Annotated in this window: 11 protein-coding genes; 5 read left to right on the top strand and 6 right to left on the bottom strand. The window is 71.0% G+C overall.

Features of this window, described 5'->3' with window-relative positions; all coding sequences use genetic code 11:
• Positions 1–9: 9 nt before the first annotated feature.
• The 6 genes from AB0I10_RS07555 to AB0I10_RS07580 all read right to left on the bottom strand — a co-directional run bounded on the left by AB0I10_RS07555 (position 10) and on the right by AB0I10_RS07580 (position 4,716).
• Positions 10–1,062: a phosphotransferase family protein gene (locus tag AB0I10_RS07555; protein WP_363151400.1), complete on the bottom strand. Its 1,053-nt coding sequence runs from the start codon at positions 1,060–1,062 to the stop codon at positions 10–12.
• A 159-nt stretch (positions 1,063–1,221) separates the two neighbouring features.
• On the bottom strand, positions 1,222–2,148 hold the full coding sequence (locus AB0I10_RS07560) for an MBL fold metallo-hydrolase (protein WP_363151401.1): 927 nt from the start codon (positions 2,146–2,148) through the stop codon (positions 1,222–1,224).
• A 175-nt stretch (positions 2,149–2,323) separates the two neighbouring features.
• The gene (locus tag AB0I10_RS07565) at positions 2,324–2,677 is read right to left on the bottom strand and encodes a DUF202 domain-containing protein (RefSeq protein WP_363151402.1); all 354 of its coding nucleotides are present in this window, start codon (positions 2,675–2,677) and stop codon (positions 2,324–2,326) included.
• A 3-nt stretch (positions 2,678–2,680) separates the two neighbouring features.
• A complete protein-coding gene (locus AB0I10_RS07570; protein ID WP_363151403.1) occupies positions 2,681–3,091 on the bottom strand; it encodes a DUF202 domain-containing protein in 411 nt (136 codons plus the stop codon).
• A gap of 58 nt (positions 3,092–3,149) precedes the next feature.
• Positions 3,150–3,689: an NUDIX domain-containing protein gene (locus AB0I10_RS07575; protein WP_363151404.1), complete on the bottom strand. Its 540-nt coding sequence runs from the start codon at positions 3,687–3,689 to the stop codon at positions 3,150–3,152.
• A gap of 133 nt (positions 3,690–3,822) precedes the next feature.
• The gene (locus AB0I10_RS07580; RefSeq protein WP_363151405.1) at positions 3,823–4,716 is read right to left on the bottom strand and encodes a DMT family transporter; all 894 of its coding nucleotides are present in this window, start codon (positions 4,714–4,716) and stop codon (positions 3,823–3,825) included.
• A 210-nt stretch (positions 4,717–4,926) separates the two neighbouring features.
• On the opposite strand from AB0I10_RS07580, the gene AB0I10_RS07585 reads away from it, so the two are divergent.
• The 5 genes from AB0I10_RS07585 to AB0I10_RS07605 all read left to right on the top strand — a co-directional run bounded on the left by AB0I10_RS07585 (position 4,927) and on the right by AB0I10_RS07605 (position 12,738).
• On the top strand, positions 4,927–6,582 hold the full coding sequence (locus AB0I10_RS07585; RefSeq protein WP_363151406.1) for an FAD-binding dehydrogenase: 1,656 nt from the start codon (positions 4,927–4,929) through the stop codon (positions 6,580–6,582).
• 227 nt (positions 6,583–6,809) lie between these two features.
• Positions 6,810–7,781 carry a hypothetical protein gene (locus AB0I10_RS07590; RefSeq protein ID WP_363151407.1) on the top strand — a complete coding sequence of 324 codons (972 nt, stop codon included), beginning with the start codon at positions 6,810–6,812 and terminating at the stop codon, positions 7,779–7,781.
• A 56-nt stretch (positions 7,782–7,837) separates the two neighbouring features.
• The gene (locus AB0I10_RS07595; RefSeq protein WP_363151408.1) at positions 7,838–9,466 is read left to right on the top strand and encodes an APC family permease; all 1,629 of its coding nucleotides are present in this window, start codon (positions 7,838–7,840) and stop codon (positions 9,464–9,466) included.
• A 2-nt stretch (positions 9,467–9,468) separates the two neighbouring features.
• Positions 9,469–11,424: a primary-amine oxidase gene (locus AB0I10_RS07600; RefSeq protein ID WP_363151409.1), complete on the top strand. Its 1,956-nt coding sequence runs from the start codon at positions 9,469–9,471 to the stop codon at positions 11,422–11,424.
• 39 nt (positions 11,425–11,463) lie between these two features.
• Complete coding sequence (locus tag AB0I10_RS07605; RefSeq protein WP_363151410.1) at positions 11,464–12,738, top strand: transposase; 1,275 nt, start codon at positions 11,464–11,466, stop codon at positions 12,736–12,738.
• The last annotated feature ends 10 nt before the right edge of the window (positions 12,739–12,748 follow it).

Raw genomic sequence — 12,748 nt, forward strand, 5'->3', positions numbered from 1 at the left:
GCGGGTGCCTCAGCCTTCCTTGAGGGTGGTGAGTCCGTGGTCGATGAATACGGGCACCAGCTCGCCGATCCGGTCGAAGCCCGCGCCGACGGTCTGGCCGAGCGTGAAGCGGTAGTGGATGCCTTCGAGGATCACGGCGAGCTTGAACCAGGCGAAGGCCGTGTACCAGGCGATGGCGGAGGTGTCCCGGCCGGAGCGGGCGGCGTAGCGCTCGATCAGTTCGGCCGGCGCGGGATGGCCCGGGGCGCCGCTGGTGGTGCTGACCGGCGACTCGGGCAGGCCCAGGTCCGAGCTGTACATCACCAGGAGGCCGAGGTCGGTGAGCGGATCGCCGAGCGTGGACATCTCCCAGTCCAGGACGGCGTTGATGGTGCCGTCGGACCCGACCAGGACGTTGTCCAGGCGGTAGTCCCCGTGCACGACGGTCGGCGCGGGCGAGGCGGGCAGCGCCCGGCCCAGCGCCTCGTGCAGTTCGTCGATCCCCGGCAGATCACGGTTCTTCGAGGCGCTCAACTGCTTGCCCCAGCGACGCAGTTGGCGCTCCAGGAAACCCTCCGGCCGGCCGAAGTCGCCGAGCCCGGCCGCCTCCGGGTCCACCGCGTGCAGCTCCACGAGCGTGTCGACCAGGGAGAGGACCACGGCGCGGGTGCGCTCGGGGCCGAGCGGCGCAAGCTGGGCGGCCGTCCGGTACGGGGTGCCCTCGACCAGCTCCATCACGTAGAAGGGCGCGCCGATGACCGACTCGTCCTCGCAGAGCAGCAGGGCCTCGGGTACCGGCACCGGGGTGTTGTGCAGCGCGCTGATCACCCGGTGCTCGCGCCGCATGTCGTGCGCGGTGGCCAGGACGTGGCCGAGCGGCGGCCGGCGGACGACCCAGGAGGAGGCGCCGTCGGTGACGCGGTAGGTGAGATTGGACCGCCCGCCCTCGATCAGCTGCGCGCGCAGCGGCCCGCCGGTCAGGCCCGGTCGCTCCCGGTCGAGATGCTCGCGCAATCGCTCCAGGTCGAGGCCGGGGGGTACCTCCCGGGCCGCGGCCTGCGGGGGAGGGGTGCCCTTGCTCATCGTGCTCCTCCGTACGGAGTGGACGGTTCATCGTCGGTCGCAGCACGATCATGCCGACTAGTCGGTATGGAGTCTAGTGTTGATGCGTAGGGCGTCGGTCACGCGACGGTTTTCCGCCGCCCCGGCTCAGGGTCCGGCAGGTGGATCACGGCGGGCCCGTCAGGCGTGGCAGGCCATCAGGACCCCGCCGTTCATGGCCGCCATGTCGCCGAAGCCGGCCAGCGGGTCGAGCGGCGCGCCCGGCTCGGCGCCCGCCAGCTCCGCGTACGCGCGATGCAGATTCGCCACCAGCCGCTCGCTTTCCGCCAGCGCCGCGAACGGGCCGAGATCCGCCTCCCGGGCCACCTCCAGCGGCGTACGGTCCGCCGCACGACCCTCCCGCGCCAGCCCGTCGACGAAGCGCAGATAGCGCTCGATGTCGTCGTACACCTCGGGGCCCGCCACCGGACCGTGCCCGGGGACCACCGTGACTGCGTCCAGCCCGCGCAGCACCTCCAGCGCGCGCAGCGAACCGGTCAGCGAGCCCATGAAGACGAACGGGGTACCGCCATGGAAGACCAGGTCCCCGGTGAAGACGATGCGCTGCTGGGGCAGCCAGACGATGGTGTCGCCGGGGGTGTGTGCGATGCCCGGGTGGATCAGCCGTACCTCGATGTCCCCGATGTGCAGCGTCAGCTCGTCCGTGAAGGTGACGGTCGGCGCGGTGAGACGGATGTCGCCGTACTCCACATGCGGCCACACCAGGTGCAGCTGATGTCCGGCGGCCAGCAGCTCACGGCGGCAGGCGGCATGCCCGATGATCGTTGCCTCGGGCGCGAAGACGCCGTTGCCGTAGGTGTGGTCGCCGTGGTGGTGGGTGTTGACCACCGTGCGGGGCGTCGGAGCGCCGCTCTCCGCGATCCGGCGGCGCAGCAGGCGCGCCCGGCGGTCGGTGGCGGCGGTGTCCACGACGAGAGTGGCGTCCCCGTCGGTGACGAAGCCCGCGTTGTTCAGACACCACCCCCCGTCCGGCTGGATGAATGCGTGGACGCCGGTGTCCAGTTCGGTGAGATACGGCTCGGCGACGGGCGATTCGGTGCTGGCCATGCGGTGGTCCGTCTTCCTTCAGGTGATGGACTGTCACACCACGCTCCCGGAGCGGGGTTTGTGGCCGGTGGGCACCCGGTGGTGCCGCTTCCGGTGCCACGCGGGTCGCGTCACGGTACCTCTGACCCGTAGGCGGCCGGGGGCACGGGCAGCTGGTGCCTACCGGCCCGTCGGATCACGGTGCCACGATCGCCGCCCCGAACGCCGCAAGCGCGACGGTGCAGCCGACCAGCACCCAGGCCAGCCGGTGCGGCAGGTCCGGCGGGCGGCCGGTGGCCATCGCCCGCATCCTGCGGTCCGCGGCCGCGATGAAGACGACCCACACCAGCCCCATCAGCGCCGCCGAAATCACCACCACCGGGCCTGGGGCGCCGCTCCGCAGCAGCGCCCGGCCGCCCAGTACCACGACGGCCGAACAGGTCAGTGTGGTACGCCGCCAGGCCAGCCGGGTCCGCTCCGGCTGGAGCCCGGGGTCCCGGTCGGGCGCCGGAAGCGGCGGCCGCGCGCCGTGCCCCTGACCGTCGCCCATCGGCTAGTCGGTCCAGCCCAGCAGGACCGCCACGACCATCGCCACCGCCAGCACGCCGATGCCCAGCGCCAGGACCGAAGGGAAACGGGAGACCGGCAGGTCCTCACCGCGCCGCATCGCACGCTCACAGCGCATCCAGTGGTTGACCGCCCGCAGCGCGCACACCGCACCGCTCAGCAGCAGCGCGACGGTGAAGGTCACCCGCACCACCTCGTGCAGCCGGGGCAGGAACTGGTCCACCGCGAAGCCGCCGCCGACCAGAGCCAGACCGGTGCGCAGCCAGGCGAGAAAGGTCCGCTCATTGGCGAGCGAGAAGCGGTAGTCGGGGGTTGTGCCCTCCTCGCGGACCCGCGCGGGCGAGAACCACAGCCGCACGCCCGCGCCGATCGACCGCAGTCCGTCGGTGAGGATCATGGCCCGAACTCTACCGGCCGGTCCGAGCCGTGCTTTTGTGGTTCCGCGGCGTCAGCGCTCACGCCCGCCGCTCAACCAGCCGTCGGTAGGCGGCGAGGCCGTCCGGCGTCCACGGCCACTCGTCGAGCCGCCGGGTCAGCTCCTCCTCCGCCAGGAAGGCGTGCCAGTCGATCTCCGACTCCTGCGGGGCGACCGGCAGCGTGCAGCGCACCTCGTAGACCGCGGACCACCAGGTGTGCTCGGGCGTCTCGTACAGGAAGCTGAAGAGCCGCTCCGGCTGCGGCAGCCCGGCCACGCCCAGCTCCTCCTCGGCCTCGCGCAGCGCCGCCTCGTCGTAGGTCTCGCCCGCGCCGACCACCCCGCCCACGAACATGTCGTAGTGCGAGGGGAAGACGAGCTTCTGCGGCGTGCGGCGGTGCACGAAGATCCGGTCCTCGGCGTCCCGGACGAGGACGAAGGCACACCGGGTGCGCAGCCTGCGCGCGTAGGTCTCACCGCGCGGGGCCTGCCCCACGACCCGATCGTTCTCGTCGACGACGTCGAGGAGCTCGTCGGCATTGAGCGGTTGCTGCGGTTGCTGCGAGTGATGATCGGTCATGGGGCCATGCAATCACCCGGGACACACCCGGACACGGGCCGGTCGTGCGGGGGCATGAGGGGTGTGGGACCGGAGGCATCGCGGGCGGCGCGCGGCCTTAGGGTCTGTCCGCTGGCCTAGGGTCGGAAAGGTCCTAGTGCGGCTGCAGCTCCCGTACGTTAGCGGCCCGGCCGGCGCCCGGCGGCATCGCCGGATGGCTGCCGAGCAGCACGATGCCCGTGATGATGGCCGCGATGCCGGCCGCCTCCCAGGCCAGCGCCCCCGTCGTCACCACCAGCCGGTCACCGAGGAATCCCACCCCGCAGGCGATCCCGGCCAGCGGCTGGGCGGCGGTCAGCGCGGGCAGCGACATCCGCAGGGGCGCCGACTCGAACGCGCTCTGCACCATCACCAGCGCCAGGACACCCAGCACGATGATCGCGTACAGCTGCCAGCCGGTGAGCAGAGCGCCCCAGCCGCCGTGCGAGAAGCGGTCACCGCTGATCCGGGTCAGCGCGTCCTGCACCCCGTACAGCAGTCCGGCCGCGACACCGAGCAGCGCGGCCTCCAGGCTGACATGCACCCGTTCCCGTTTGGCGATGGCCGCCAACAGCAGGGCGGTGCCCAGCACCACGCCCATGATCAGCCATTGCGTCGGCTGGCCGACATCGCTGCTGCCGCCGTGCGGCTGGCCGGCGACGATGAACGCGGTCACGCCGCCCGCCAGCAGCCACAGTCCGGCCCAGCCGGTCCGGCCGAGCCGCTGCCGGGTCAGCCACCGCGACAGCGCCATCGCGAACAGCAGATTCGTCGCCAGCAGTGGCTCCACCAGGGTGATGTCACCCAACGCCAGCGCCACCGCGCTGAGCGCCATCGCCACCACCATCAGCGCGATTCCGGCCACCCAGCGCGGCATCCGCACCAGGTCCAGGAGCAGGCGCAGGGAGAGGAAGTCCTGCTTCGGCGCGTGCTGGGCGGCGGCCTGCTGCAACACGAATCCGAGTCCCAGACAGCAGGCCGCTCCAAGGGCGAGCAGAATCACCGTCACGTCGCACACCTCGTATCAGGCGGGGCGGGGATGCGCTTGAGGATAGCCATCCGGCAGCGGTGGTGCGGTGGCCCTCGTCACTCCCCATTCTCCCGCGCACTCCGGGGTACCGCTCGGTAACAACGGGTTGACGCCCGCGGTCCGCGCACTGAGGATCGATTCCACCACGGCGGCCAGAGCGTCCGGCGTGCCCCGGTGAGGAGAGCAGAGATGGCGTACGACGCTGATGTGATCGTGATCGGAGCAGGCCTGGCGGGGCTGGCGGCCACCGCCGAGCTGGTGGACGCCGGACGCAAGGTGATCCTCCTGGACCAGGAGCCCGAGCAGTCCCTCGGCGGTCAGGCCCACTGGTCCTTCGGCGGCCTCTTCCTGGTGAACTCGCCCGAACAGCGCCGGCTGCGGATCCGCGACAGCCACGAGCTGGCCTGGCAGGACTGGCTGGGCACGGCCGGTTTCGACCGCCCCGAGGACCACTGGCCGCGCAAGTGGGCCGAGGCGTACGTGGACTTCGCGGCGGGCGAGAAGCGCTCCTGGCTGCACCGGCAGGGCGTACGGTTCTTCCCCGTCGTCGGCTGGGCGGAGCGCGGCGGCTATGACGCGACCGGGCACGGCAATTCCGTCCCCCGCTTCCACATCACCTGGGGTACCGGGCCCGGCCTTGTCGCGCCGTTCGAGCGCCGGGTGCGGGCCGGTGTCGCGCGCGGCCTGGTGGACCTGCGTTTCCGGCACCGGGTCAACGGTCTTTCGCGCAGTGCGGGGAGCGTGGACACGGTCAGCGGCGAGATCCTGGAGCCGGACGACATGGAGCGCGGCCGGCCCAGCAGCCGCGAGGTGACCGGCGCCTTCGAGCTCCGGGCACAGGCGGTGATCGTCACCTCCGGCGGAATCGGCGGCAATCACGATCTGGTCCGCGCCAACTGGCCCGAGCGGCTGGGCAAGCCTCCGGAGCGGATGCTTTCCGGGGTGCCGGCGCATGTCGACGGCAAAATGCTGGGCATCACCGAGGCGGCCGGCGGGCGGATCATCAACCGCGACCGGATGTGGCACTACACCGAAGGCATCGACAACTGGAATCCCATCTGGCCGAAGCACGGCATCCGCATCCTCTCCGGCCCGTCCCCGCTGTGGCTGGACGCGCGGGGAAAGCGGCTGCCGGTGCCGCTGTTCCCGGGCTTCGACACCCTCGGCACCCTCGAACACATCATGAAGACCGGCCATGACCACACCTGGTTCGTGCTCACCCAGAAGATCATCGAGAAGGAGTTCACCCTCTCCGGCTCCGAGCAGAACCCCGATCTGACCGGCAAGAGCATCCGCGATGTGCTGGGCCGGGCCAGGGCCGGCGCACCGGGCCCGGTGCAGGCGTTCATGGACCGCGGCGCGGACTTCATCGTCGAGCGCTCGCTGACCGACCTGGCGCGCCGGATGAACGAGCTGACCAAGGAGCCGCTGATCGACGAGGCCGCGCTGCGCCGCGAGATCGTCGCCCGGGACCGGGAGATCGCCAACTCCTTCACCAAGGACCTTCAGGTGACGGCGATGCGCGGGGCCCGCAAGTACGTCGGCGACCGGCTGATCCGCACCGCTGCGCCGCACCGCCTGCTGGACCCCAAGGCCGGCCCGCTGATCGCCGTACGGCTGAACATCCTGACCCGTAAGACGCTCGGCGGACTGGAGACCGACCTCTCGTCGCGGGTGCTCGCCGAGGGCGGCGAGCCTCTCCCGGGCGTGTACGCGGCGGGCGAGGTGGCGGGCTTCGGCGGCGGTGGGGTGCACGGCTACCGTTCGCTGGAGGGAACGTTCCTGGGCGGCTGCCTCTTCTCGGGCCGCACGGCGGGCCGGGCGGCGGCGAAGGCGGTGTCCTGAGGGCCGCTCCGGTAGGCGGTCGCCTGCGCGCAAGGGAGCGGTAAAACCCGCCTCCCACATGGCGAGTTGGTGAATTCGGCCATTCCGTTTGCAACCTTGACGCGGAGCACTGCCTACCGCTTTGCTGTCCGTGATGATTCTGTGTGGACCATGCCACCGCATCTACGCAGGTGGGAAAACTCAGTGAGGTGAAGATCGGTGCAGCGTGCCATGGAGTTCCCTGGTCCATGACTCCTCCGCCACCCCCACCTCCGCCTCCGCCGCCTCCCCTGGGACGTTCCCGCCGCAAAGACGCCCCCGTCCTCGCCCCGGCCCTCGACGACACCGAACTCGTCGCCGCCACCGACGCGTTGGCGCACGGCCGGTGGACCCACGTGCGTACCCTGCTCGCCGAGACCGGTGAGGACTGGGACCTTCGCGGCCACCGATTAGCCGTCCTGGGCCGGTGCTCCGGAGGCGCCGCCTGGGCCCGCGACTGGCAGCTCGCCGAGCCGGAGAGCGGCGACGCCGCCACCCTCCTCGCCGTCGCCACCGTCCAGCGCGCGTTACGCGGCAAAAACAGCGTCCAGGCCGCCGACGACGCCTGCCGGACCGCCGCCCGGATGCTGCCCCACGACCCCACCCCCTGGCTCGGCGTGCTGATCCTCGCCCGCAGCACCGGCACCGTCGACGAACGCGAGCACGCCTTCGACCAGATCCGGGCCCGCCACCCCGACCACCACCACGCACACCACCTGATGACGGCCTGCCTCGCCGAGCACCAAGAAGGCGAACAGGACGACCCGTTGCACCAGGTCTACGACTTCGCCGCGTGGGCCGCCGAACAGGCCCCCGCCGACTCCCCGCTGGCCGTGCTCCCCGTCGTCGCCCACGCCGAGCGCTATCGCGTACTGGCCGCTGCGGGCCTCGAACCGGCCGACCCCGCCGCCTCCGGCCACTGGGCCACCCGCCGCGCCCGCCAGGTCATGAAAGCCGCCTTCGACTGGTGGCTGGAGTGGGAGGGCGAGGAGCACCCGCGCGGCAAGGTCGACCTCAACTTCCTCGCGCACGCCAAGTTCCACGAGGGGAGGATGGCCGAGGCCGCGGCGCTCTTCCACCGCATCGGCCCGTACGTCACGCCCGCGCCCTGGGCCTATACGGGCCGCGACGCCAAGAAGGCATTCAAGGCCGCGCGCGACACCGCGTTCCGCTCCACCTGACCCCTCCGATGGTCAGCCGCGTTCCCTCCACCCCCACTGGAAAGGACAACCCCGCCATGCCGACGGGCAGTTCGAGAACGACGAGCGGCGTGAACCGCGCCGGCGGCGCAGGGCCGCACCCTGTCCATGGCGGACCCGGCATCAGCACCTTCAAGGGCCAGGAACGGGCGCTGCGGGCCGACCGGATCGGCACACCGGGCCTGCTGCTGTCCGTTCTGGCCGCCAGCGCCCCGCTGATGGTCGTCGCCGGTGTCATGGTCACCACGTACCAGGTCATGGGGATCGTCGGACAACCCCTGCTGTTCGTCATCCTGGGCGTGGTCATGGCGCTGTTCAGCGTCGGCTACGCGGAGATGAGCCGGCACGTCCACAACGCCGGCGCCTTCTACGCCTATATCGCCCGCGGCCTGGGCGGCACGGTCGGCGCCGGCGCCTCCTTCGTCGCGCTCGCCGCCTACAGCGCCCTCCAGGTCGGCATCTACGGCATCTTCGGGTTCGAGATCGCGGGTCTGCTCGACCGGCACCTGTCGACGCCCGTCGCCTGGTGGATCCCGGCCCTGGCCGGCGTGCTGCTGACCGGAGTGCTCGGCGCCCTGAAGATCGACCTCAACGCCAAGGTGCTCGGCGTGCTGCTCGTCATCGAGGTCGCGCTGATAGTCGTCTTCGACGTCGCGTTCGCCGCCGAACCCGGACCGCAGGGCCTGTCCCTGCACGCCTTCCATCCCGCCACCCTCGGCGGCGCGGGCCTCGGCACCAGCCTGTGCTTCGCGGTCGCCGCCTTCGTCGGCTTCGAACAGGCCCCCGTCTACGCGGAGGAGACCAGCCGCCCGCAGACCGTCGTGGCCCGGGTGATGTTCCTCGCCGTCGGCTTCGTCGCCGTCTTCTTCGCCCTCAGCTCCTGGCTGGTCGGCGTCGCCACCGGCCCGGACAACGTCGTGGCGAGCGCCGGACGGCATGGCCCGGACCTGATTTTCGCGCTCACCGAGCCGCGGCTGGGCACCACCTTCACCGACATCCTGCATCTGTTCTTCGTGACCGGGATCTTCGCGTCGATGCTCAGCTTCCACAACGTCGTGGCGCGCTACGCCTTCGCGATGGGCCGCGAGGGGCTGCTGCCCGCCGCCCTCGGCCGTACCACCCGGTCCAGCGGCGCGCCCGCGCTCGGCTCGCTGCTCCAGACCGTCATCTCGCTGCTCGTCGTCACTGGCTTCGCCGTCACCGACGACAAGCCCGCGGGTGACCCCACCGCCCCGATCCTGAAGCTGTTCACCTGGGGCGGCAACGTCGGCGCGCTCGGAGTGATCCTCCTGATGGCCACCGCCTCCATCGCCGTCATCGCCTTCTTCGTCCGCCGCGGCGCCGGCCGCGCGCAGGCCGGCCGGCTGACCGCCGCCGGGCTCGCCGCCCTCGCCCTGCTGACCGTCCTCGGCTTCGCCGTCACCGACTTCGACGTCCTGGTGGCGGCCGAGCAGGGCTCACTCCTGAGCTGGCTGCTGCCCGCCGTGATCGGCATCGCCGCCGTGATCGGCCTCGTACACGGCCGCGTACTGCGCGCCACCCGCCCGGAGACGCACGCCAGGATCGGGCTGGGCAACGAGGCGTTCCAGCTGGAGAAGCTGAACACGGCGGCCGCCGCCCCGGACCCGGGCACCACGCCGCCCGCCGCCCCGTACAAGGAGAGCTGACGATGGCCCCGCACCCGCTCGACCCACTGACCGCCGACGAGATCACCACCGCCCGCGCCGTCCTGACGGAAGCCGGCAAGGCGACGCAGAGCACCCGCTTCCCGCTGGTCCTCCTCGACGAGCCGGACCGGCACACCGTCTGCGCGCACCGCCCCGGCGCCCCCGTCGTCCGCCGATTACGGGTCACCCTGCTCGAACCCGCCACCGGCACCAGCCACGAAGCCCTCGTCGACGTCACCGCCCGCACCCTGCTCTCGTACCGCGCACTGCACCCGGACACCGACGGCCAGCCACCGATCCTCTTCGAGGAGAACGAGCGCTGCGACGCGATCGTCAAGGCCGACCCGGGCTGGCGCAAGGCCATGGCCGAGCGCGGCATCACCACCACCGAACTCGCCCTCTGCGCCCCGCTCGCGGCCGGCAACTTCGGCATAGAAGAGGAGCGCGGCCGGCGAATACTGCGCTCGCTGACCTTCCTGCGCTGCGACGCGACCGACAACCCCTTCGCGCACCCCGTGGGCGGCCTGGTCGCCGACGTCGACCTCACCGCCCGCCGGGTCATCCGCCTCATCGACACCGGGGCGGTCCCGGTACCCGCCGAATGCGGCCGCTACGAGGCCGAGTTCAACGGACCGGCCCGTACGGACCTCAAGCCGCTGGAGATAAGCCAGCCCGACGGCCCCTCCTTCACGCTCGACGGCCCCCTACTGACCTGGCAGAACTGGCAGCTGCGAGTGGACTTCAACGGCCGCGAGGGCCTGGTCCTGCACCAGCTGGCACACCACGACGGGGGCCGGCTGCGCCCCGTCCTGCACCGCGCCTCACTCGCCGAGATGGCCGTCCCGTATGCCGAACCCGACCCTGCCCGCAACTGGGTCTGCTACCTCGACGTCGGCGAATACACCCTCGGCCGCAACGCCAACGCGCTGCGCCTGGGCTGCGACTGCCTCGGCGAGATCCGCTACCTCGACGCCGTCGTCGCCGACGACCTGGGCAACCCGCAGACCCTGCCCAACGCGATCTGCATCCACGAGGAGGACCACGGCCTCCTGTGGAAGCACACCAACATCTTCGACGACTCCTCCGCCGAGAGCCGCCGCTCCCGCCGCCTGGTCATCTCCTACATCGCGACCCTCGGCAACTACGACTACGGCTTCTACTGGTACCTCTACCAGGACGGCACCATCGAGTTCGAGGCCAAGTCCACCGGCCTGGTGCAGACCTCGGCCACCGTGCCGGGCAAGCGCACCCCGTACGCCACCGAGGTCGCACCGGGCCTCCAGGCCCCCTTCCACCAGCACCTCTTCTGCGCCCGGCTGGACCCGGCGGTGGACGGCCATGCCAACACGGTCGAGGAGGTCGATGTCGTCCCGCTCCCGATGGGCCCGGACAACCCCCACGGCAACGCCTTCACCACCCGTGCCACCCCCATCGCCGACTCGGCCGAGGCCGGCCGCCTCGCCGACCCGGCCGCCGGCCGCCGCTGGCGGATCACCAACCCCGCCTCGTACAACCGCATGGGCCAGCCCGTCGCCTACACCCTGACCCCGCAGCCCGGCCCCACCCTGATGGCCCGGCCCGGCTCACCGGTCGCCCGCCGCGTCGGCTACGCGACCCGCCACCTCTGGGTCACCCGCAGCCGCCCCGAACGCCGCTTCCCCGTCGGCGACTACCCCAACCAGCACCCCGGCGGGGCGGGCGTCCTCCGGTGGTCGCGCCCCGGCGAAACGCTCCTCAAGACCGGCCTCACGCTCTGGCACACCTTCGGCCCCACCCACCTGCCGCGGCTGGAGGACTGGCCGGTCATGCCCGTCGACCGCTGCGGCTTCACCCTCCGCCCGACCGGCTTCTTCGACCGCAACCCGGCGCTGGACCTGCCGCGGGAAGGTGGCGGGTATTGCAGCGACGGGCATTGCAGCGTCAGGGAGGACGAGACGCCTGTCAGACCGGCACGCTAGGTTTTCCATCAATAGCAACGACCGGACGGAGGTGAGGATTTGAAGCGTCAGCGTGGCCACAAGGTCCGGCTTTACCTCACCCCCGATCAGCTCGTCACCGTCGATGACCAGGGCCACGGGGCCCGTGCGATGTGGAATCTGCTGCACGAGCTGTGGCAGATGACACCCAAGTGTCAACGGTCTCTTGCTCGCATGGACGAGGCCATACGCGAGGCCCGCAAGGAGATTCCCTGGTTGGGGGCTGTCCCCGCACAGGCCGCGCAAGCGGTGCTCAAGACGTATCACCGGGCGTGGGTCAACTCCTGGAAAGGCCGGGCCGCGTCACCGACCTTCAAGAAGCGCACCTCCCGCCGAGCCGTCGATATTCCCCAGGGCCGCGACCTCCGCATCACCCGCCTGTCCGGCCACTGGGGCCAGTGCTGGGTTCCAATGGTCGGCCTGGTCAAGTTCCGGTGGACCAAGGACCTGCCGGTCGGCAAGCGTGCCGACAAGCTCAACCGGGTCACCGGAGCGCGGCTGGTGAAGGAAGCGAACGGCTGGCACATTGTCTTCCGCGTCCAGACCGAGGTGGACGAACCGAAGCCGCACATGGGTGGTGGCGTCGGCATCGACCGGGGCATCAACAAGCCTCTCGCCCTTTCGGACGGCAGTTTCCGTGAGCACGGTGAGTGGCTACGGCCGAAGGAAAAGGAACGGTTGCGCCGCCTGGAGCGTACCGCTGCACGCAAGCGGGATCACCGTAAGCCCGGCGAGCGCAACAGCAACCGCATCAAGCGCACTTTCGACCAGATCAAGCAGCTCCGCGCAAGAGCCACGCGCCGAGCCCTCGACTGGCAGCACAAAGCCACCACCGAACTCGCCGACACCTTCGGCGTAGTCGGGGTGGAAGACCTGACCATCGCCAACATGGTCAGGTCCGCCAAGGGGACTGTGGAGGCCCCTGGCAAGAACGTCCGGCAGAAAGCTGGACTGAACCGCTCAATCAGCGGTGAGGCATGGGGCCGCACGGTCACCATGCTGGAATACAAGCTGGCCGACCGGGGCGGACACCTGTTCAAGGTGCCCGCCCCGAACACCTCGCGTCGTTGCCATGCCTGCGGGTTCATCACCGAGGGCAGCCGCGAGAGTCAGGCCCGCTTCGTATGCAAGAACAAGACGTGCGGTTGGTCCGGTAACGCCGACACCAACGCCTCGTTCAATGTCGAGATAGCCACACGCAACACAGCGCCCCAGGACATTGTGGGTGCCAGGACGTGGAGCCTTAGCCGTTGGGCAGGCCGTGAAGCGTCAACCACTCATCCAGTCGCACGCTGACTCGGATGGG

The sequence above is a fragment of the Streptomyces sp. NPDC050636 genome (genome assembly GCF_040654775.1).
Taxonomy (GTDB): domain Bacteria; phylum Actinomycetota; class Actinomycetes; order Streptomycetales; family Streptomycetaceae; genus Streptomyces.

Bases quoted from the DNA above. Each gene is read 5' to 3' on its own strand.
- AB0I10_RS07555 (WP_363151400.1), bottom strand. From the start codon at position 1,062: ATGAGCAAGGGCACCCCTCCCCCGCAGGCCGCGGCCCGGGAGGTACCC.
- AB0I10_RS07570 (WP_363151403.1), bottom strand. From the start codon at position 3,091: ATGATCCTCACCGACGGACTGCGGTCGATCGGCGCGGGCGTGCGGCTG.
- AB0I10_RS07595 (WP_363151408.1), top strand. From the start codon at position 7,838: ATGCCGACGGGCAGTTCGAGAACGACGAGCGGCGTGAACCGCGCCGGC.
- AB0I10_RS07590 (WP_363151407.1), top strand. From the start codon at position 6,810: ATGACTCCTCCGCCACCCCCACCTCCGCCTCCGCCGCCTCCCCTGGGA.
- AB0I10_RS07575 (WP_363151404.1), bottom strand. From the start codon at position 3,689: ATGACCGATCATCACTCGCAGCAACCGCAGCAACCGCTCAATGCCGAC.
- AB0I10_RS07600 (WP_363151409.1), top strand. From the start codon at position 9,469: ATGGCCCCGCACCCGCTCGACCCACTGACCGCCGACGAGATCACCACC.
- AB0I10_RS07585 (WP_363151406.1), top strand. From the start codon at position 4,927: ATGGCGTACGACGCTGATGTGATCGTGATCGGAGCAGGCCTGGCGGGG.
- AB0I10_RS07560 (WP_363151401.1), bottom strand. From the start codon at position 2,148: ATGGCCAGCACCGAATCGCCCGTCGCCGAGCCGTATCTCACCGAACTG.
- AB0I10_RS07565 (WP_363151402.1), bottom strand. From the start codon at position 2,677: ATGGGCGACGGTCAGGGGCACGGCGCGCGGCCGCCGCTTCCGGCGCCC.